This window comes from Nocardia sp. NPDC002869 (assembly GCF_046764065.1).
Taxonomy (GTDB): Bacteria; Actinomycetota; Actinomycetes; order Mycobacteriales; family Mycobacteriaceae; genus Nocardia; species Nocardia rhamnosiphila.
The window spans coordinates 1-17,970 of the sequence record NZ_JBKOOL010000033.1 but is presented as its reverse complement, the minus strand read 5'-3'; the positions used below and the strand labels follow the sequence as shown (position 1 = coordinate 17,970).

Annotated in this window: 20 protein-coding genes and 1 pseudogene; 11 read left to right on the top strand and 10 right to left on the bottom strand. The window is 68.9% G+C overall.

What is annotated here, in order from left to right; genetic code table 11:
* The first annotated feature begins 24 nt into the window (after window positions 1-24).
* A complete protein-coding gene (locus tag ACLML9_RS09165; RefSeq protein WP_411945099.1) occupies window positions 25-438 on the top strand; it encodes a TIGR03668 family PPOX class F420-dependent oxidoreductase in 414 nt (137 codons plus the stop codon).
* A 14-nt stretch (window positions 439-452) separates the two neighbouring features.
* Here the strand turns inward: ACLML9_RS09165 and ACLML9_RS09160 are convergent, their stop codons facing one another.
* Both ACLML9_RS09160 and ACLML9_RS09155 read right to left on the bottom strand, forming a co-directional pair.
* On the bottom strand, window positions 453-1,046 hold the full coding sequence (locus ACLML9_RS09160; RefSeq protein WP_356957241.1) for a TerD family protein: 594 nt from the start codon (window positions 1,044-1,046) through the stop codon (window positions 453-455).
* Window positions 1,047-1,098: 52 nt separating this feature from the next.
* Window positions 1,099-1,620, bottom strand: coding sequence for a MarR family winged helix-turn-helix transcriptional regulator (locus ACLML9_RS09155; RefSeq protein ID WP_411945098.1), 522 nt, complete (start codon window positions 1,618-1,620; stop codon window positions 1,099-1,101).
* Between the two features lie 74 nt (window positions 1,621-1,694).
* Here ACLML9_RS09155 and ACLML9_RS09150 point away from each other — a divergent pair, with 74 nt between their 5' ends.
* The 5 genes from ACLML9_RS09150 (at window position 1,695) to ACLML9_RS09130 (ending at window position 4,923) form a co-directional block, all read left to right on the top strand.
* Complete coding sequence (locus ACLML9_RS09150) at window positions 1,695-1,823, top strand: hypothetical protein (protein ID WP_411945097.1); 129 nt, start codon at window positions 1,695-1,697, stop codon at window positions 1,821-1,823.
* A gap of 109 nt (window positions 1,824-1,932) precedes the next feature.
* The gene (locus tag ACLML9_RS09145; protein ID WP_411945096.1) at window positions 1,933-2,097 is read left to right on the top strand and encodes a hypothetical protein; all 165 of its coding nucleotides are present in this window, start codon (window positions 1,933-1,935) and stop codon (window positions 2,095-2,097) included.
* A 103-nt stretch (window positions 2,098-2,200) separates the two neighbouring features.
* Window positions 2,201-2,821 (top strand): CHAP domain-containing protein, encoded by a 621-nt coding sequence (locus ACLML9_RS09140; protein ID WP_411945095.1) that lies wholly within the window; start codon window positions 2,201-2,203, stop codon window positions 2,819-2,821.
* Between the two features lie 60 nt (window positions 2,822-2,881).
* Complete coding sequence (locus tag ACLML9_RS09135) at window positions 2,882-4,045, top strand: hypothetical protein (protein WP_411945094.1); 1,164 nt, start codon at window positions 2,882-2,884, stop codon at window positions 4,043-4,045.
* 161 nt (window positions 4,046-4,206) lie between these two features.
* Window positions 4,207-4,923: a DUF1906 domain-containing protein gene (locus ACLML9_RS09130; RefSeq protein ID WP_411945093.1), complete on the top strand. Its 717-nt coding sequence runs from the start codon at window positions 4,207-4,209 to the stop codon at window positions 4,921-4,923.
* Between the two features lie 22 nt (window positions 4,924-4,945).
* Here the strand turns inward: ACLML9_RS09130 and ACLML9_RS09125 are convergent, their stop codons facing one another.
* The 4 genes from ACLML9_RS09125 to typA form a co-directional block, all read right to left on the bottom strand.
* Window positions 4,946-5,377, bottom strand: a complete 432-nt coding sequence (locus tag ACLML9_RS09125) for a hypothetical protein (protein WP_411945092.1) — start codon at window positions 5,375-5,377, stop codon at window positions 4,946-4,948.
* 112 nt (window positions 5,378-5,489) lie between these two features.
* Window positions 5,490-6,386 carry an N-acetyl-1-D-myo-inositol-2-amino-2-deoxy-alpha-D-glucopyranoside deacetylase gene (gene mshB / locus ACLML9_RS09120; RefSeq protein WP_411945091.1) on the bottom strand — a complete coding sequence of 299 codons (897 nt, stop codon included), beginning with the start codon at window positions 6,384-6,386 and terminating at the stop codon, window positions 5,490-5,492.
* Window positions 6,383-8,158, bottom strand: a complete 1,776-nt coding sequence (locus ACLML9_RS09115) for an ABC transporter family substrate-binding protein (protein ID WP_411945090.1) — start codon at window positions 8,156-8,158, stop codon at window positions 6,383-6,385. The genes mshB and ACLML9_RS09115 overlap by 4 nt, the downstream gene beginning before the upstream one ends.
* Window positions 8,159-8,199: 41 nt before the next feature.
* Window positions 8,200-10,098: a translational GTPase TypA gene (gene typA / locus ACLML9_RS09110; RefSeq protein ID WP_411945089.1), complete on the bottom strand. Its 1,899-nt coding sequence runs from the start codon at window positions 10,096-10,098 to the stop codon at window positions 8,200-8,202.
* Between the two features lie 147 nt (window positions 10,099-10,245).
* Here typA and ACLML9_RS09105 point away from each other — a divergent pair, with 147 nt between their 5' ends.
* On the top strand, window positions 10,246-10,422 hold the full coding sequence (locus ACLML9_RS09105) for a hypothetical protein (protein WP_411945088.1): 177 nt from the start codon (window positions 10,246-10,248) through the stop codon (window positions 10,420-10,422).
* A 105-nt stretch (window positions 10,423-10,527) separates the two neighbouring features.
* The gene (locus ACLML9_RS09100) at window positions 10,528-10,815 is read left to right on the top strand and encodes a 4a-hydroxytetrahydrobiopterin dehydratase (protein ID WP_411945087.1); all 288 of its coding nucleotides are present in this window, start codon (window positions 10,528-10,530) and stop codon (window positions 10,813-10,815) included.
* Here the strand turns inward: ACLML9_RS09100 and ACLML9_RS09095 are convergent.
* Window positions 10,763-11,926 (bottom strand): mannosyltransferase, encoded by a 1,164-nt coding sequence (locus ACLML9_RS09095; protein WP_411945120.1) that lies wholly within the window; start codon window positions 11,924-11,926, stop codon window positions 10,763-10,765. The genes ACLML9_RS09100 and ACLML9_RS09095 overlap by 53 nt on opposite strands.
* A gap of 514 nt (window positions 11,927-12,440) precedes the next feature.
* Between ACLML9_RS09095 and ACLML9_RS09090 the strand changes: the two genes are divergently transcribed.
* On the top strand, window positions 12,441-13,199 hold the full coding sequence (locus ACLML9_RS09090; protein ID WP_411945086.1) for a hypothetical protein: 759 nt from the start codon (window positions 12,441-12,443) through the stop codon (window positions 13,197-13,199).
* Window positions 13,200-13,424: 225 nt separating this feature from the next.
* Window positions 13,425-13,775 carry a hypothetical protein gene (locus tag ACLML9_RS09085; protein WP_411945085.1) on the top strand — a complete coding sequence of 117 codons (351 nt, stop codon included), beginning with the start codon at window positions 13,425-13,427 and terminating at the stop codon, window positions 13,773-13,775.
* A 36-nt stretch (window positions 13,776-13,811) separates the two neighbouring features.
* On the opposite strand, the gene ACLML9_RS09080 is transcribed toward ACLML9_RS09085, so the two are convergent.
* Together ACLML9_RS09080 and tnpA are read right to left on the bottom strand one after the other, a co-directional pair.
* The gene (locus tag ACLML9_RS09080; protein ID WP_411945084.1) at window positions 13,812-15,449 is read right to left on the bottom strand and encodes a PH domain-containing protein; all 1,638 of its coding nucleotides are present in this window, start codon (window positions 15,447-15,449) and stop codon (window positions 13,812-13,814) included.
* 51 nt (window positions 15,450-15,500) lie between these two features.
* A pseudogene (gene tnpA / locus ACLML9_RS09075) lies at window positions 15,501-15,899 on the bottom strand (IS200/IS605 family transposase).
* Window positions 15,900-15,909: 10 nt separating this feature from the next.
* Between tnpA and ACLML9_RS09070 the strand changes: the two are divergent.
* A complete protein-coding gene (locus ACLML9_RS09070) occupies window positions 15,910-17,103 on the top strand; it encodes an RNA-guided endonuclease InsQ/TnpB family protein (RefSeq protein ID WP_411945083.1) in 1,194 nt (397 codons plus the stop codon).
* Here ACLML9_RS09070 and ACLML9_RS09065 read toward each other — a convergent pair.
* Entirely contained in the window at window positions 17,100-17,612 is a 513-nt protein-coding gene (locus ACLML9_RS09065) for a PH domain-containing protein (RefSeq protein ID WP_411945082.1), read from the bottom strand. The genes ACLML9_RS09070 and ACLML9_RS09065 overlap by 4 nt on opposite strands.
* Window positions 17,613-17,970: the final 358 nt, after the last annotated feature.

Sequence of the window (17,970 nt, the reverse complement as noted above, 5' to 3'; positions counted from 1 at the left end):
ACCGGACCGGAGCGAGGTGTGCATATGCGGCTGGACCGTGATCGGGCCCGGACGCGCTTCGCCGAAGCCCGGGTCGCCCGGCTCGCGACGGTGACCACCGCGGGCGCACCGCATCTCGTCCCGATCGTGTTCGCGCTCGCCGGCGACACCGTCTATACCGCGGTCGATGCCAAACCGAAGTCGACCACCGCCCTGCGCCGGCTGGCCAATATCGAGGCGAACCCGGAGATCGCCGTACTGGCCGATTTCTACGACGAGGACTGGACCCGCCTGTGGTGGGTGCGCGCCGACGGGCGGGCGCGCATCGTGACGGGCGACGAGGCGCGGCAGGGCCTGACGCACCTGACCGACCGCTATCCCGTCTATGTGACGGAGCCGCCGCCCGGACCGGTCATCGCGCTCGATATCGCGCGCTGGTCCGGCTGGGCGGCGGGCTGATCACGTGCGGCGGATCAGGAAGCGCCACCGCCCATGGCGAACCGCAGCAGCGCCTGCTTGTCACCCTGCTTGATCTTGCCTTTGCGGTTGAGCACCTCGAGCTGCCAGACATCACCGTTGCGGAAGGCGCGGGCCACGGCGTTGGCATTGTCGTTGCCCAGCAGCGATGGCCAGATATCGGCCACCTGCTGGCTGCTGCCGCCGGTCGCGTCGTAGACCTTGAACGAGATGTTGTTCGCCTTCTCGAAGGAGCTGCCCTTCTTGAAGGCCGCCGCGACGAAGACGATGGCGTCGATACCGCCGGGGACCTCGGCGAAGGTGACATGGACGGTTTCGTCGTCACCGGCGGCCGCGCCGGTCTGTTCGTCGCCGGAGTGCTGGACCGAGCCGTTGCCCAGCGGGTCCAGCGAATCCAGTCCGGCGAAACGGACTGGTTCGCTGCCCTGCATGAGGATGGCGATCAGGTCGAGGTCGACGCCTTTCTTGCGGCGCGCCCAGCCCAGCGCGCCACCGCTGGCGCCCGCGGACGGGTCCCAGCTGACACCGACACTCAGCTTGGCGATTCCCGCGAGATCCGCTGCGCCGTCTTCCTTTTTGAGCGTGATCATGGCTCAACGGTACCGGCTGCCGGAGAACACCGGGTGACCACCGAGTTCTCGGTCAGTGGACCGGGGAACCGGTGGTCCGATGGGGGCGCGGCCAGGGATGGCGGGCCAGCCTCTCGACCCCTTCGTTGAACCGCTCCAGGAGGCGGACCAATTGCTCGACCTCCTCGTCCGGCCAATCGGTGAGCACGGAGCCGACACCGCGGCGTTGCAGGGCCAGATCGGCTTCGAACAGCCGGAGCCCTTTCTCGCTGGGCCGGACCTTGCGGGCGACGCCGCCTTCGGGGTCGGGTACCCGCTCCACCAGGTCCTGGTCGAGCATGGCGGCCACCTGGCGGTTCACTGTGGACACGTCCAGACCGAACGCTTCGGCCAGTTCGCGCAGGGACAGCGGATCACCGAGACGCAGCCGGGTGAGGATCAGGTACGCGGATCTGTCCAGCTGGAACGGCGAATTCCGGCGGGCGGCCGGATACTGCCGAGACAGCAGGTTCAGTTCCAGGACAAGCCGCGCCAGGACGGCGGGGTCCCGGCGGTCCGCCGCGGAGGCGGCGAGCGGTGCAGCCGAATCGGACATTCGGACACTATGTCGTCAGTTTCGCCCGAATACAAAATTGTGCACCATACACAGCCTATGTAACGTACATATGTGTGACGGCTGTGGCCGACGACCCTTCCGGATCCGGCGAACGCGATCGGCCCGGCCCCGCACCGACGGTGCTGGTGGCCACCCTGAGCACCATCGGCATCGTCGTCTCGCTCATGCAGACTCGGCCGTGACGAACTCGGCCGCCGGCATCCGCTCGTCGATCTACGGGTCTCGGCGCGGCCGCGGGTGCTGTTCACCAAACCGCCCTCGGTGTGGGCTCGGCGGTGATCGGCGGCGGTGATGAGCGCGGTAATGGCCCATATGACGATCACTCCGGGTACCCGGCAGCTACCGTCCCGGGACGCGTTCCAGACGGCCTTCCTCATCTCGACCACTGCCGCCTGCGTCGCCATCGCGCTCACCGCCCTCATCCCCATGCGAACGGCAGCCGCCGACCCCCGGTGAGCCTGCCGTATGGGGAATCGTTCGCCACCGCCCGCCCGAACAGGCATGCTGGACGGCACCGGTCGACCACCGGAAAGTTCTGCCGAGGCACGGGGGTGCGGGAATGGTCGGATCTTCGGAAGATGTCCGCATACGGCGGAAGCAGGTGCGCGGCACCGCGCTCGTACTGGTCGCCGCCGCGCTGTTTCTCTGTGGCTGTTCATTCTTCTCCGACTCCTCCGACGGGTTGGTCGGTGAGCGGCTGACCTCCTTCCCGGTGATCGACCGGGCCACACTCACCCCGGCCCAGGCGCGGGTCGTCGACGCCGCGGCAATCGAATTCGCCGACCCTCGCGAGGGAGCGGGGTACTCCGAGGGAAACACCGAACCGTGGTGCGCAAACTTCGTGAGCTGGGTGCTGCGTGCGGCCGGGCTGCCGCTGGTCAACCCGAATTCGGGATCGTGGCGGATCCCCGGCGTCTACACCTTGCAGGAGTATTACGAGACTTCGGGCCGCTTCGCCGCCGCCGGGTCGGGATACCGGCCGGTCACCGGTGATGTGATCCTCTACAGCCCGGAGAGCAGATTCGGCCAGCACACCAATATCGTGCTGGCCGAGGACCACGGCACCCTCACCACGATCGGCGGTAACGAGGGCGACGCGGTCGGTATCGAACGCTGGGACCCCGCCGCCGTTCCCGATATCCACATCGTCGGTTACGGGCGGCTGTCGCCCGGGTGGTGACGGGCCTGCCGGATCGATACCTTCATCGCGTACCGTGACGCTTATCCGGTGGAGGTAGAGGTGTCGGAACGACTCATGGAACCGATCGAGGTAGGCGACCCGGGGTGGATCGACTACGCCGAGTTCGGCAGGCGGTTCGTCACCTACGCGGTGACCGAGCGGCGGATCGAGAAGGCGGTCGCCGGCATCACCGGGCGTGGGCTGGCCATCGGCCCGGTCAATCTGGCGCCCGCCGGACTCGCCGGGTTCCTCGCCGAGGGCCGGATCGACCGTCCCGTGGTGGTGCGCCGCGGCTCCGAAGTCGCCTTCGACGTCCGGATACCGGTATCCCTGCGGGCCAAGATCTTGCTCGGCGGCAAACCCCTACGGTCGGAGACGGTGGTATCCATCGGTCTCACCTTCCGCGCCCGCACCGCCGATCCGCTGCTGATCGTGATCGATATCCCGCGCGTCGAGCCCGCGGATGTGAGTGTGCTGGTGCGCCTGTCCGCCGCCGACTCGGTGGCCGAATGGCTCCTCGACCCGATCGCCGGCCTGTTGCAACGCGAGGTCGCCAATCGGGTGAACGGTATGCTGCGCGATCCGGGCGTGATGCGCAGCCGGATCTACGATATCGAGGCCATCGTCGCCCGCGAACGCTCCCCGCACCGCAGCCGCACCCGGTTCGACTGGATCGACTACGCCGAATTCGGGCGGCGGTTCTTCCCGCGCATCGTCACTCGCGATCGGCTCGAACAATTCGTCACCCATCTCGCCGACCGGCAGATCGAGATCGGCCCGCTGCGCGCCGGCCCCCGGGCGGCGGCCGAGGTCACCGTGCGCGGCGAGGTCGGCCGACCCGCACTGACCGACCGGGTACCCGAGACCGCCACGGCCGACGACGATCCGGCGCTGGTCCGCTTCGACCTGATCGTCCCGGTCACTCTCGACATCACGGTCAGCGTGCTCAAGGACAACCACTACCGCGCGGACGTGGAGATTCCCCTGCAACTCACCGCGCACGCGGCCGACCCCCTGCTCATCGTGGTGGAAGTCACCCCGCCGGAACGGGAGAACGTCCGCCTCGACTACGCCGCCCGGGGCATGCGCGCCGCTGTTCTCGGCGTCCTGGCGGGTATCAAGAAACAGATCGTCGCGCAGGTGGTCCGTGTCGTCCGCGCCGAACTCGCCGACCCCGCCATGCGAACCCTCGATGTAGGTGAACGCATGGACCGGCTCTTGTAATTCTGGCGTTGCCCCCGGCGCGCGTGGCCGTCGGTCGTGGCGGTCGTGTTGTGGATGTGGTGGAATACCCACGTTCGAGGCTCCCGGCGCACGCAGTGCTGATGGGGAAGGCGCGCCGGGCACGCCGTTGCTGTCCACCCGGGGTGTGCGAAGGAGTCTCGATGGTTTCTGCACTGTCTCGCCGGGCTCTGCTCGGATACACGGCCGCCGCCGTCGCCGCGGGTGCGGTGGGGTCGGCCTTCGGAACTCCCCGCGCCGGTGCGGCTTCGCTCGGGACGCTGCTCGATTACGCGGGGGGTGTGCCGTCCGCGGCGGCCATCAAGGCGGCCGGGCACACCGGGGTCATCCGGTATGTGTCCGACCGCCGGCCGGGCGCGGAATGGATGGCCGGGAAACCGCTGCTCGCCGGGGAAGTCGAGGATCTGCGGGCCGCCGGGCTGGCCATCGTGTCCTGTTACCAGTTCGGCAAAGGGCCCACCGCCGACTGGCGCGGCGGCTACGACGCCGGTCGCCGGCACGCCGAGCGTGGGCTGGCTCTGCACCGCGCCGCCGGGGGACCGGACAACCGGCCGATCTACGCTTCCATCGACGACAACCCGAACCCTGTGGAATTCGCCACCATGATCCTGCCGTATCTGCTCGGCTGGCAGGCGGTGATCGGTCGGGAGAACACCGGCGTCTACGCGAATGCGCCCACCATCGACCTGGCCCGGACGGCCGGGGTGGGTGGGTGGTTCTGGCAGCACGATTGGGGAACCGCGCCGGGGTACGTGCATCCGGCCGCTCATCTGCACCAGTTCGAGATCGACGACCGCACGGTCGACGGGGTGGGCGTGGATGTGAACGATATCCTCGCCGCGGAGTACGGAGCCTGGTGACCACCGCCGACCGGCGGACCGGTCAGCCCGCCGGGCTTTTCGTCCGATTGGCGGCCACGTACAGGTAGACCAGCGGCGCCACCGCCCCGCACAGGAACAGCAGCAGCGTCGGCAGATCGCTGCGCAGCGGGACATCACCGCCGGGGCCCCGGCTCGCCGCGATCAGGAAGGCACCCAGCCAGGCGGCGATCGGCAGGAACAGCACGGTCGGCCGGGTGGTCACCGTGGCGGCCGCCCACACCAGGGCCACGTTCACCGGCGCGGCGATCAGTGCGGCCAGCGGTACAGCGACGCTGCCGAGATAGGAGGGCAGGTAGAGCACCTCCAGCGCCAAGGTGATCACCGCGTCCACGATCAGGACCGCGATCAGCACCGGGGCGAGTGCCGCGGTCGCCAAGGCGGTCCAGCGAGCGCGGGAATCCGCACCGGCCCGATCGTCCACGGCGGCGGTCATCCGTGCGACCGGATCGCCGAACACCATCGGGCGGTCGCTGTGGGTCCGGTCCCGCTCTCCGATTCCGAGTGCTGCATAGTGACGAGTCTATTGGTGCCCGGGCGCCGCTCGGCTACAGCGAACCGGCGAAGAGATCGTCTTCCCGGCCGTCCGGCCCGCCCGACCAGGCGCGACCGCGGACCAGAATGTAGTGCTCCTCGGGCAGGACCGGCTGGGCGATCATATTGGTCAACGCGAATTCCCGGCCCGACGGCGCGACCGTGAGCTGGGTGGTGTGGGCGCGCAGCGCGGCGCGTTTCCGGGGCAGCGATTCGGTGACATCGATCGCCGTGGTCACCGAATTACTCGGTACGCACGCCAACTCGTCCTCGGCCGGCAGCCGCCAGCCGGGAGGGAGCGCGCCGGGCAGGCCGTCCACCGTGCGGCGGGCCAGCGCCCGCAGATGGTCGCGCAGGATGTCGGCGTCGGTCACGGTCCAGTAGAACTTGGGCGTGTCCCAGCCCTGCCCGGCCGCGGCCTCGACGGCTTCGGTGGTCACCCGGTGGGCACGGATATGGTCCGGGTGGCCGTAGCCGCCGTGCGGGTCGTAGGTCACCACCACGCGGGGCCGCAGGTCGAGGATCACCTCGGTGAGCGCCCGGACCGCCGCCGGACCGGACTCGACGAAGGCCCGTGGATGCTGCGCCGCCGGAGTCCCGGCCATACCGGAATCGCGCCAGCGGCCGGCGCCGCCCAGGAAACACGGCGGTCCGGCACCGAGTTCGGCCAGGGCGCGGGTGAGTTCACCGATCCGGTACCCGCCCAGCTGATCCGCGCGGTCGGCGGTCAGGCCCGCCCATCGGTCGCCCATCACCTCGCCCTCTTCACCGAGAGTGCAGGTCACCACCGTCACCGGGACACCGAGACGCCGGTAGTGGGCGATCGTGCCCCCGGTGGTGATGGTTTCGTCGTCGGGGTGGGCGTGGACCAGCAGCAATCCGCCCGTACGGCCGTCACCGGGACCGGTCACGGGACGCGCCGCCACATTGCCGCGTCACCGAAAATCCCGGCCTGGATCGCTCCGCTCAGCGACGCCCCGTCCACCGAGGGACCCGCCGCGGCCACCACGTTGTCCTGCACGATCGGCAGTACCGTGGACGCACCCCACAGCCGGGGTTCGGCCTCGCCCAGGGTGCGCGGTACTTCCACGCCGTGCAGTGCGCCGTCGATCGACGGCTGGAACTGCGGATCGCAGATACCGGACAGATTGCCCGGCGCCCGGCGCGCCGCCTCCACGGCGGCCGGAACCTCGGTCTGTTCGCCGTCGGCCGTGGGCAGGACGGGCGCCACGGGCGGGCAGCCGTAGCGGGAGGCCAGCGCGGTGGCGGGATCACCGCCGGTCGCCTCCCAGCCCACCACCGCGTCGACGGAGTTCTCCACCAGACTTTTGCCGTACAGTTCGTCGGCCGCCAGATTGAGCACGGACGCGTCGATCCCGGCGCTGCGCAGCTGGTCGGCCGCGGTATTGGCCACCGCCAGAGCGGTATCGTCGCCGGTCACCGCGCCGATCCGCAGTACCAGCGGTTCGCCGTTGCGGGCCAGCGAGCGGGGCCGCGGGGCCGGTGAGGTCGCCGAGACCGGCGGCGGCTCCGGGGCGCGGCCGAAACCGGTCTCGGCCAGCAGGCCGAAGGCCTGGTCGGGGTTGAGGCGCGGTGGTTCGGTCGGCGTGTAGCCGGGATCGGAGGGGGAGAGCACCTGCGCGCGCACCGGCTCCACCCAGTTACCGGTCTGCGCGCCGACCGTGGCCAGCAGCGCGGGATCGAGCAGCGCGAGGACCGCGGTCCGGACCCGGTGGTCGCCGAGCACCCCCTCGCGGCCGTTGAGGGTGAGTCGCAGCTGCCGGGACTGCGGCATGATCGCGGTGCGCACCGACGGGATCGCGGCCAACTGGGCCTGGGTGGCGACCCCGCCGTGCACCAGCGCCATCTGGGTGTCGCCGGTGCGCAGCGAATCCGCCAGCTGGGCGGGAGTGCCACCGCGGCGCAGCAGGATCTGGTCGGGGCGGGCCGGGGTGCCCCAGTAGCGGTCGTTGCGTTCCAGCAGGATCTCGTCGCGCCCGGGATCGGCGGATTCGATGGTGAAGTTCCCGCCGGAGACCGGTATCTGCTCGACCAGCGTCCGCTGGAAGCCGCCCGGCGAATCCTTCATCAGATGCGACGGCAGCAGGTTCGCGAACAATTGCGGCCAGGCCGGATAGGGCTTGTCGAACACCACGGAAACCGCTTTACCGCCGCCCGAGGAACGGACCTCGGAGATGAGGCGGTACCCGGCCGGGTCGATCACACCCGGCTGCGTGATCATCTGCTGCCACAGGTAGTGGAAATCCTCAGCCGCGATGGGGGCGCCGTCGGACCAGTTCGCCTGGTCCTTCAGTGTGTAGGTGACGGTGAACGGGGCCTCGGCGGTCACCGTCGCCGCATCGACGAGCGCCGTATCCGGAACCCACAGCGTGCCGCCCGGCAGGGCCGGGTCGGGCGTGGGCCGGAACGGACTCGGCAGCACCATGGCCGCCACCGCGGCGGTCGCCGGGGACTGGTTCGACCGCAGATGCGGGTTGAAACCGATCCCGATGTCGTCGATGGCGACCACCACCGTGTTCTTGGTCGGCTGCGCCGGCTGGGTCTTCGGGCTGTCCGTACTGGCGATGGGCGGCGGCGGGTCGGCAGTGCATCCGGCAAGCACCGCCACGAGTACCAGCAGCCCGCGCCACACCGCGCGCCTCCCCGAAATCACGTTCGGCACTCTACCCAAACCCGTGCCGGCCCGTCCGGGGGTGAAACCGCTTACAGCGCGGCCCGGTCGCGCGCCTTGCGGCGCGACAGCTCCCGGGCCCGCTCGTTGGCGGCCAGGGTGACCTTGCGCACCCGTACGAACTCCGGTGTGACCTCGACGCATTCGTCGGCGGCGCAGAATTCCATGGCCATTTCCAGATCGAGCTGCAGCGGCTTGGCCAGCGTCTCCATCACATCGGCGGTGGAGGAGCGCATATTGGTGAGCTTCTTCTCCTTCGTCACATTGATATCGAGATCCTCGGCACGCGGATTGATCCCGACGACCATGCCCTCGTAGGTTTCCGCGCCCGGCTCGACGAAGAACTGCCCGCGGTCGGCGAGCTGGATCATGGCGAAGGGGGTCACCGAACCGGCGCGGTCGGACACCAGCGAACCGGTGTGCCGGGCCCGGATCTCACCGGCCCACGGCGCGTAACCGTGGGAGACGGCGTTGGCGATACCGGTGCCGCGGGTCTCGGTCAGGAAGTCGGTACGGAAACCGATCAGACCGCGCGAGGGCACGATGAACTCCATCCGCACCCAGCCCGCGGCGTGATTGTTCATCTGCACCATCTTGCCCTTGCGGGCGGCCAGCAGCTGGGTGATGGCGCCGAGGTACTCGTCGGGGCAGTCGATGGTGAGTTCTTCGTAGGGCTCGTGCACCTTGCCGTCGACCTGCCGGGTCACCACCTGCGGTTTGCCGACGGTCAGCTCGAAACCCTCGCGCCGCATCTGCTCGACCAGGATCGCCAGCGCGAGCTCGCCGCGGCCCTGGACCTCCCAGGCGTCCGGGCGGCCGATATCGAGTACCCGCAGTGAGACATTGCCCACCAGTTCCTGGTCGAGCCGCGACTTCACCATGCGGGCGGTGAGCTTGTGTCCCTGGACGCGGCCGACCAGCGGTGAGGTGTTGGTTCCGATCACCACCGAGATGGCCGGCTCGTCCACTGTGATGCGGGGCAGCGCGACGGGCTCGTCCGGGTCGGCGAGGGTGTCGCCGATCATGATGTCGGGGATACCGGCGACGGCGACGATATCGCCGGCCACCGCGACCTCACCCGGCTGCCGTTCGACGCCGATCGTCTGCAGCAGTTCGGTGATCTTGACGTTCTTCACGCCGTCGGCGTGCATCCACGCCACGTTCTGCCCCTTGCGGAGTTCACCGTTGTGGATGCGGACCAGCGCGAGCCGGCCCAGGAAGGCCGAGGCGTCGAGGTTGGTCACATGGGCCTGCAGCGGCGCGGCCGCGTCGCCCTTGGGGGCGGGGATGTTCTCCAGCAGGACGTCGAACAGCGCGTCCAGGTTCTCCGCGTTCGGTACCTCGCCGTTCTGCGGCTGCTCCTTGGACGCCTTGCCCGCGCGACCGGAGGCGTAGAGCACCGGCAGGTCGAGAGCGAGTTCGGCCGCTTCGGCGGCGTCGTCGTCCAGATCGGAGGCCAGGTCCAGCAGCAGATCGTGGCTTTCCTCGACCACCTCGGCGATCCGCGCGTCGGGCCGGTCGGTCTTGTTGACCACCAGGATCACCGGCAGACAGGCCGCCAGCGCCTTGCGCAGCACGAACCGGGTCTGCGGGAGCGGGCCCTCGGAGGCGTCGACCAGCAGCACCACACCGTCGACCATGGACAGGCCGCGTTCCACCTCGCCACCGAAGTCGGCGTGACCCGGGGTGTCGATGACATTGATGACGGTGACGCTGCCGTCCGGATGGTGCCGGTGCACGGCGGTGTTCTTGGCGAGAATGGTGATGCCCTTCTCGCGTTCCAGATCGCCGGAGTCCATCACCCGGTCGACCGGTTCGGCCCGTTCGGCGAACGCGCCGGACTGCCGCAGCATGGCGTCGACGAGCGTCGTCTTACCGTGGTCGACGTGCGCCACGATGGCGACGTTGCGAAAATCGCGTGCAGACGACACGCCGGTTCCTCCTGCTGTTAACTGTTGCTTGCGGCCGGACCCTGCCACAGCGACATTCGAACTCACCGGGCATCTGGGCCGGTTACACCCTACCGGGAACTCGGTGGCCTGCTGGCGCCGCCCAGGGGTAAGGGTATGCTAACCCGCATGGGCAAGGTCAAGGCGCGCGAGGTTTCGAGCCTCGAGCCGAAGAAGAAGTGCTGTCGTAAGAAGACGCGCTGCGTGAAATGCCCTGTGGTCATCATGCGGATGAAACGCCTGGAGGCCACGGGCGCCTCCGGTAAAGAACTGAAGAAAGGTCTCAAGAAGGCGCGCGCCGCCTGAGGAGGGCGACCTCCGCCTTCGCTCCGGCGTCCGCCACGAATGTTGGACAGTTCGTATGGGGGAGCGTGTGGTTGTAGGACCGTGGTGGCGGGGTATGTCCGCGGTATGACCACAGCACTGCTCTCCGAATCAGAGATCACGGCGGCCCTGGAAACCCTGCCGGAGTGGAGCCGGGCCGGTGACGCGCTGACCCGTACGGTCCGGGCGGCCACCTTTCCCGCCGGCATAGAACTCGTCCGGCAGGTGGCCGATATCGCCGAATCGGCGAATCACCATCCCGATATGGATATCCGGTGGCGCAAGGTCACCTTCACCCTGTCCACGCACTCCGCGGGCGGGCTCACGGCACAGGACGTGGCGCTGGCCCGGGAGATAGATCGGCTGGCGCCGTAGCGGTCCGGGAGGTGGTCCGGCCCGCCCAGGCGATCCAGCCGTAGCAGACCAGCGCACCGAGCACGTACACCGTGCCGAGCCAGGACCACACCCCCCAGCGGGAGATGGTCCAGATCGAATCCTGCAGGAACGAGAGCACCCACGGCGCGCCGATCAGCGTCGTCACCAGCCAGTATCCGGCCAGTATCTTCGCGCCGGGCACCGCCCGGTACGGCCCGTGGAGCAACCAGAGGACGGTCGGCAGCAGCCAGCCCCAGTGGTGCGACCAGGAGATGGGCGAGACCAGCAGTCCGAACAGTTGCACGATCAGCACGGTGCCCAGCAGATCGTCGCGGCGCAGCGCCCGCCACGCGCACCAGCCCAGCGCCGCCGCCACCGCGACCCCGGCAATCCACCACGGCCCGGTCCCCACATCGCTGCCCAGCAGCCGGCTCAGCGCGCCGCGCAGCGACTGGTTCCACACCGAGCCCACCGGCCCGATCCGGTCGGCGTCACCGAGCAGGGTGCCGAAATAGCGCCGGGTCTCCTCGGGATTGATCAGGAAACTGGCCGCCACGGTCAGGCCGAACACCACCGCCGACCAGAGGGCCGCGGCCCAGCGGCGCCGCGCCACGAAATAGAGGCCGCTGATGGCGGGCGTCAGTTTGATCCCCGCGACCGCGCCCACCAGGGTTCCCGACAGCCACCACCGGGAACTGCGGATGGCGACCATCACACCGAGCATCAGGAAGACATTGACCTGGCCGTAGTCGATCGTGGTGCGTACCGGCTCGAACCAGAGGCCCACCGCCGTCCACGCCACCATCGCGGTGCGCCACCGCGCTTCGCGCAGGGCGTCGCGCCCCAGCATCAGCTCGAACGCGATCCGCACCACCCAGTACAACGCCGCGACGATGGCGAACAGCCACAGCATCGCGACCACGGTGAAGGGCAGGAAGTGCAGCGGGAAGAACACCACCGCGGCGAACGGCGGGTAGGTGAAGGGCAGCGGGAAATCCGGTGTCTTCTCGGCGTAGGTGAAATCGTAGAGATGGTCGGTGAGCAGGGCCGCCGACCCGTCGACGTAGACGTGCAGGTCGACCAGGTTCATCCCGTTCGGGGTCAGCAGCATCCACAGCAGCCGCGCCAGTACGGTGATCCCGAGCGCCACCAGGGCCAGGCGAAACGGTACGAACCCCCGAATGTCGGTCCGGGCGCCGCTGGGCTGAGTCAATACACGAGCTTTCGAGTCGGTCCGGGCCGGCGGCCGGACCCGGTGCTGTTGGGCGCGTCGCCGGTTTTTCCGGCCCGGAATACATTAACCCCACCGGTTTCCGGGCGGACGCGAGCCTTGCGCGCGCTCCGCGCGGTGGGCGGCAAACACTGTGCAGCGGCCCCGGTAACCATCGAGCAACCGATGAGTCACAAGTTCACATTAGCCCCATTTTCCACACCGGTCACTCGCGTTACCCGCTACTGTCCGGTAGCACAGCGAATTGGGGCTCGCAATCCCTACCCCGGTGCTGTACAACGCGCGTCAGTGTCCTTAGAGTGACCCCGAAACGACGGCTTTTCAGCGTCGCCCAGATGTACCCGAGGTAAGGACGGCTAGACCAGTGCTTCGCACCCGAGGATCGCGGATCGCAATGTCCGCGCTCGCCATTACGGCGGGCGCCTCCCTCGTGGCGCCCGCGACGGCCGTCGCGGCTCCGGCCACCGAGGCGTCGGTGAGCAGCGTCCCGATGGTCCCCGAAGGGGTTCCCGTCGACGTTCTCGCCGCCCTGGCCCCGGCCATCGTCAACGCACCGGCCCCGGCGGCCAAGGACATCGCCGCGCCGGGCAGCCCGCAGGAGGCCATTCTGTCCCAGGCCCGCGCGCTGCTGGCCGCGGTGAATCTGCCTCCGCAGATCAAATCCACGCTGGAACGGGTCATCACGTTCCTCGACGGCAGTGGCGGCGGTGGCCCCGAGATCCCCGAATCCGGGCCGGCGATCGCCCAGTTCCTCTACCCGACCATCGGCCAGAATTGCATCGCCCCGTCCGGCGATTCGGTCGGTACCGCCCTCGCGGTGCCCGGCCCGGCGCAGCTACCGCCGCCCGGACCCGCCGCCGGCCAGACCGGTTTCGTGTTCACCGCGCTGGGCACCGAACGTCCCACGGCCGAGCAGGCGCAGCCGATGACGGTGCAGTGGCGGAACCTGGACACCGGTGAGGCGGGCTCGCAGCCGCTGACCGATGCGGCCAAGATCAACCCGGACGGCCCGGCCACCCTGTCGGCCATCGCGAACACCGGCACCGGCCGTATCGTCGCGGTGATCGGCGGCGGGCTCACCACCCAGGCCACCGAAACCGAGGCCCGCAGCTGCACCTTCATGCCGACCATCGGATTCTTCACCGTCGGCTGACCACCGGCCCCGCCTCCGGCGGGTGGGCGGACCTCCCGAACCCCAGCCCTCCCGCCATCGGTCGGCCCGGATCTGATCGCGGTCGTCGATCCATGGACGGCTGTTCGCGCATCGCGCGTACGAGCAATGGGCTGACCCGTGGCTTCTTCCGCGGAGGCGGCCCGGCGCCGGAGCGTCGGCTCGTGAGGTGCCGCGCGTGGCGCAAGGCTGTGGTAGACCGGGTTGATGGCGACTGTCCGAAGTTTGCGCAAGTCCGGCATCCGTAGCCGACGCTCGTCACGGTCGATTCTGTCGATCCGCTCCGAAGGGTCGATCCTGTCCATCGGCTCCGCGTATTCGATTCTGTCCATCGGCAGCGTGGGGTCGGTGCTGTCGGTCGGGTCCATCGGATCGTTCGGCTCGGCGATCTCCAGCGGGTCCTTCCTGAGTCTCGGCTCGGCCCTGTCCGGTCTGTCCCGGTGGTCCCTGCTGTCGTGGATGGGTGATCACGCCAGTCCGGACACCCGTCCCGGCCTGCGCGTGGTAGCCGACGAACCCGATCTGCGGGAGTCAGCCACCTGCCACTGCCAGACCTGACATCGGCGTACTACGGCTCCCACGCCCACCATCCGTCTATTCCGGATGGTGGGCATCCGTGGCCGGGCCCCGCCCCGTGACGCCGACGGCGACGCGATCCAATATCGCCCAGGCGCGATCCTGCGGGATGTCCTGGACCAGGTAGAGCTTCTTACCCGCTGCCGTGGCGGCGCCCACCGTGGCCAGGCCGGCTCGGCGTTGCCAGAAGGTCTGCCGCACAGTCCAGCCGACGATGCCGGGCGCTTCGAGGCAGGTGCGTTCGCGGTCGAGGGAGCCGGAACGGACGACCAGCCAGGTGGGAGAGCCGGGCGTGGCGGGGACGACCGCGTGCCCGAGGCCGCGGTAGCGGTCCTCGGCGAGCAGTGCGCAGACCGGCGCCAGGCCGGCGGGCAGCAGCCACCACCACACCGTGACCTGCCAGTCCGCCGCGGTCACGAGGAGCAGGGCCACCGCGGTGAGCGGAACAGGCCAGCAGGCGCGGACGTATCGGCGGCGCCGGGCGGCCGGACCGTGCCGGGTCAACGGGATATCGGCGAGCGCGGCCGATCGTGCCGCTGTCGCGGAGGTGTTCGCGCTCCGGTGTGGACTCGGCAGCCGGGCCAGGGTTCGTTCTATTGCCACGCGGGGGGATTGCGGCAGGATCTTCTGGCGCGGGTTCTCCCCGGTCATCACGGCTTCCAGTTGCGCGGCTCCGGCGAGACGCAGCAAGAGTGGTTCGCGGATGGTGGCGCCGCGCAATCGTGCGGTGTCGAGGGTGATCCGGCGCAGCGTGAACAGTCCGCGGCGGATCTGCAAGGTGCTGCCGTGATCGGTGACGCGGAGTCCGTGATACGTGGCGAGGTAGTGTGCGCACGCCGCTACGCTGACCACGACCACCAGGGCGAGCAGCGCCGCGAGACCGACCAGTAGCAGCGACAGGACCCCGAAACCGCGCACGGTGTCGACGGTGTCGTGACCGATGCTGATCTCGGCGGCACCGAATCCGAACTGGGCGGCCAGGCCGAGGGCCGAGGCGGCGATCGCGAAACCGGTCAGCGACAGCGGCGCGTACCGGACCCAGCCCGGCTGCCAGTGGCCGATCTCCGCGCCTCGCTCGGCCGCGGGGACCTCCGGCCCGGTGTCCGGGCCGATGGCGGCGACACGGGCGGGAGCGGGATCGCCGGCAGTGGTACGCAGGGTATGGGCCAGCAGTTCGGCGCGCAGCGGCCGGACCCGTCCGGCGGCGAGTGCGTCCAATCTGAATCGGTCGCCGGCCTCGGCTTCGTGGCCGGTGCCGATCACCACCACGGCCAGGCCCAGGAGCCGGTGCAGCGGGTCGGCCTCGATATCCACCGACCGGATTCGCGCCCGCGGCACCGCCAGCCGTTTCCGCCGGATCAAACCCGTGCGCAGTTCGACATGGGTCGGTCCGACCCGATAGGTCGTGGTGAACCACAGGGTGAGCGCGTACGGGACCACGAATACCAGGCCCAGCAGGCTGTAGAGCGGGTTACCGGAACTGACGCCCAGGACGACCGCGCCGATCACGGCGGGCAGGAACTTCACGATCTCCTGAATCGGATGGACCAGCAGCATCCGGCGATCCAGGCGTAGCCACGGCTCGTCGTGCCCGGGAACGAAGGTTTCCGGCTCGGCGGCCGGGCCGGGCCCGCCCGCCGGACGCGGTCCCGTCATCGAACAGACTCCGAGGAAACCCCCGCCTTCAAGCGTGGGGAGGAATCGGAGTCAAACGTTCTTCTGATTTTCGGCATAGCGTTTTGCTACCTCCAGGGTCGCCACTGACAGTGGCGACGAAGTACGAATTAAAAGTCCAAAAGTCGGTAGACGGACTGGACCCGCACGCAGCACGCGGGAGGATCGGCCCTTGATCTGGTTGACCAGCCCGTGGATCCCGAACTGTGGGCCGCACGAAACCCGCAGATGCACATGATCGGGAATCGTTTCCGGTTCGATGATCGGTGCGTCCTGTGCGGCATGATCTGGTCGAGGCGCGCCTCGATACGTCCGCCGAGGACCCGCCCGCGATATATTCGGGCACTACACAACGTGGTAGGTGCAGGAGTAGACGACGTCGTTGTCCGGCTCGAGCCCGTCCTGAGAACGCCCTATTGCCTGGTATTGCATAATGTTTCGCGTGCATGAGATCGTGCGCTACACCTACCGCCTGCGCCCCGGCGCGGTCGCGGTGCGCGCGCTCGAATCCGAATGGCATCGCTGCCGATTCCTGTGGAACGAAGCCGTCCACCAACAACGCACCGGGCAGCGACTCACGTTCGGTCAGTTGTCGAAGCAGCTCACCGAGGCCCGTGGGCGTACTGCTTGGTTGCGGGCGGGTTCGCAAGTCGCGCAACAGCAAATGCTGCGCACCTACTCCCAAGCGCTCGGACATTCGTTCACGGTGAAAGGTCGCGGGAAACCCGCTCCGAAACCCCGTAAGAAGACGTTGCCGTCGCTGGAATACACGACCCGCGGGTTCTCCATCAAAGACCGATGCTTGCGCCTGCCGAACAAGGTGTCGATCCCGGTCGTGTGGTCGCGGGAACTCCCCTCCAACCCGACCTCGGTGCGGGTCTACCGCGACAGCCTCTGCCACTGGTATGCGTCGTTCGTCGTCCGCCGCCCCCTCCAGGCCGCGCCCACTGTATCGGGGGGGATCGGGATCGACTGGGGCGTGACCACGACCGCCACCACCACCAGCCCCGCCCATGACCTCCCGTACGGGGGGCATCGACGCCGTTGCGCCGCCGAACTGGCGCGGGCGCAACGGAAGATGGCCCGCCGAAGGCGGCCGAAAGGGCAGGCGCAGAGCAACGGTTACCAGCGGGCGCGGCGTGAGGCTGCCCGTCTGCACAAGAAAGCGGCCCGCCAGAACACGCACGCTGCGCGCGTATGGGCTCGGCGCGTGGTCGACGACCACCACACCATCGCCATCGAGGACTTCGAACCAAGGTTCCTGGCCCGATCCACCATGGCCAGTAAAGCAGCAGATGCCGCGATCGGTACGGCGAAACGCGAGCTGATCGGACGTGCCACGCGGGCGGGGCGGAAGGTGGTGTTGGTTCCGCCCGCGTATACGACGATGACCTGTGCGAGCTGTGGTGCGATAGCCAAGCAGCGGCTCGCGTTGGATGTGCGTGTCTTCGAGTGTGGCTCGTGTGGTCACATCGCAGACCGAGACCGCAACGCCGCCCACGTTATTTTGGCGGCCACGGTAGAACTCGACCGTGCCAGTGTTGACGACGTAAGACATTATCGGCCTCCCTCCAGGGCGGTCGGTGGTGCGGTCCGAGCTGGAAATCCCCCGGCTTCAGCCGTGGGGAAGGGTTAAGTGGCGTCCCCGCGGTGACGCGCCGCGATTTCGGTCAACCGGGTCACCGTCTGCTCGGCCACCGCGCGGTCCAGCAGGCTGATGTGCACCGCACCCGCGGACGAGGCCGTGGTCACCGTCACCGTCGACAGGTCGAGGAGGCGTTCCAGCGGGCCGCGTTCGGTGTCCACGGTCTGCACCCGGGAGATCGGCGCCACCCGGCTCTCCTGGGTCAACCAGCCGGATCGGGAGTAGACGGCGTCATCGGTCACCTCCCAGCGGTGCACCCGGTACCGCCAGCGGGGCACCACGATCGCGGTGAGCGTGGCCGTCGGCACCGCGACCACCGCCACCGCCGTCTGCCACGTCCGGCGATCGGGGTCGAAGACGACCCACCCGAGCAGCACGGCGAATACACCGAGCCACGACAGCATGATCTGCACGGTCCACAGTGCCTTCGCGCGCGGACTGGGCCGCCACGACGGATCGGCCAGAACATCGGGTAGGCGTGGCGGGCTGTCCGGCGACATATATTCATCGTCGCACGGCGTGACATGCGGCCGACCGACCGTAGATGGCGACCATCGAGCACTTGCAGTGACGTGAGCCCAGCCGGGTTTGTCGAGGCATATGCTCGACCGGTCCTTCCGGCCCGGCCGGATAGTCGAGATCTGTGGTCGGGGCCCGCCCTTGGTTCTGGAGCGACTGAGCGCGTGCAGCAGACAGTCCAGAGATCGGTGACGATTGAGCACTGACAGTGATGTGGGCCTACCCAGGTTGGTCGAGGCGCACGCCGGCATGCAACCTTCTGTCTGCTCCGGATGGTTGCCTCAGTGGTCGGGGCCCGCCCCCGATTCTGGACCGACGGAGCGAAGGAGCGCAGCGACT

Coding starts and splice junctions, on each gene's coding strand:
- ACLML9_RS09085 (WP_411945085.1), top strand. CDS start 13,425: ATGGCGACTGTCCGAAGTTTGCGCAAGTCCGGCATCCGTAGCCGACGC.
- ACLML9_RS09090 (WP_411945086.1), top strand. CDS start 12,441: ATGTCCGCGCTCGCCATTACGGCGGGCGCCTCCCTCGTGGCGCCCGCG.
- ACLML9_RS09095 (WP_411945120.1), bottom strand. CDS start 11,926: ATGCTGCTGACCCCGAACGGGATGAACCTGGTCGACCTGCACGTCTAC.
- ACLML9_RS09100 (WP_411945087.1), top strand. CDS start 10,528: ATGACCACAGCACTGCTCTCCGAATCAGAGATCACGGCGGCCCTGGAA.
- ACLML9_RS09145 (WP_411945096.1), top strand. CDS start 1,933: ATGAGCGCGGTAATGGCCCATATGACGATCACTCCGGGTACCCGGCAG.
- ACLML9_RS09105 (WP_411945088.1), top strand. CDS start 10,246: ATGGGCAAGGTCAAGGCGCGCGAGGTTTCGAGCCTCGAGCCGAAGAAG.
- ACLML9_RS09125 (WP_411945092.1), bottom strand. CDS start 5,377: ATGACCGCCGCCGTGGACGATCGGGCCGGTGCGGATTCCCGCGCTCGC.
- ACLML9_RS09080 (WP_411945084.1), bottom strand. CDS start 15,449: ATGACGGGACCGCGTCCGGCGGGCGGGCCCGGCCCGGCCGCCGAGCCG.
- ACLML9_RS09155 (WP_411945098.1), bottom strand. CDS start 1,620: ATGTCCGATTCGGCTGCACCGCTCGCCGCCTCCGCGGCGGACCGCCGG.
- ACLML9_RS09165 (WP_411945099.1), top strand. CDS start 25: ATGCGGCTGGACCGTGATCGGGCCCGGACGCGCTTCGCCGAAGCCCGG.
- ACLML9_RS09140 (WP_411945095.1), top strand. CDS start 2,201: ATGGTCGGATCTTCGGAAGATGTCCGCATACGGCGGAAGCAGGTGCGC.
- ACLML9_RS09130 (WP_411945093.1), top strand. CDS start 4,207: ATGGTTTCTGCACTGTCTCGCCGGGCTCTGCTCGGATACACGGCCGCC.
- ACLML9_RS09160 (WP_356957241.1), bottom strand. CDS start 1,046: ATGATCACGCTCAAAAAGGAAGACGGCGCAGCGGATCTCGCGGGAATC.
- ACLML9_RS09065 (WP_411945082.1), bottom strand. CDS start 17,612: ATGTCGCCGGACAGCCCGCCACGCCTACCCGATGTTCTGGCCGATCCG.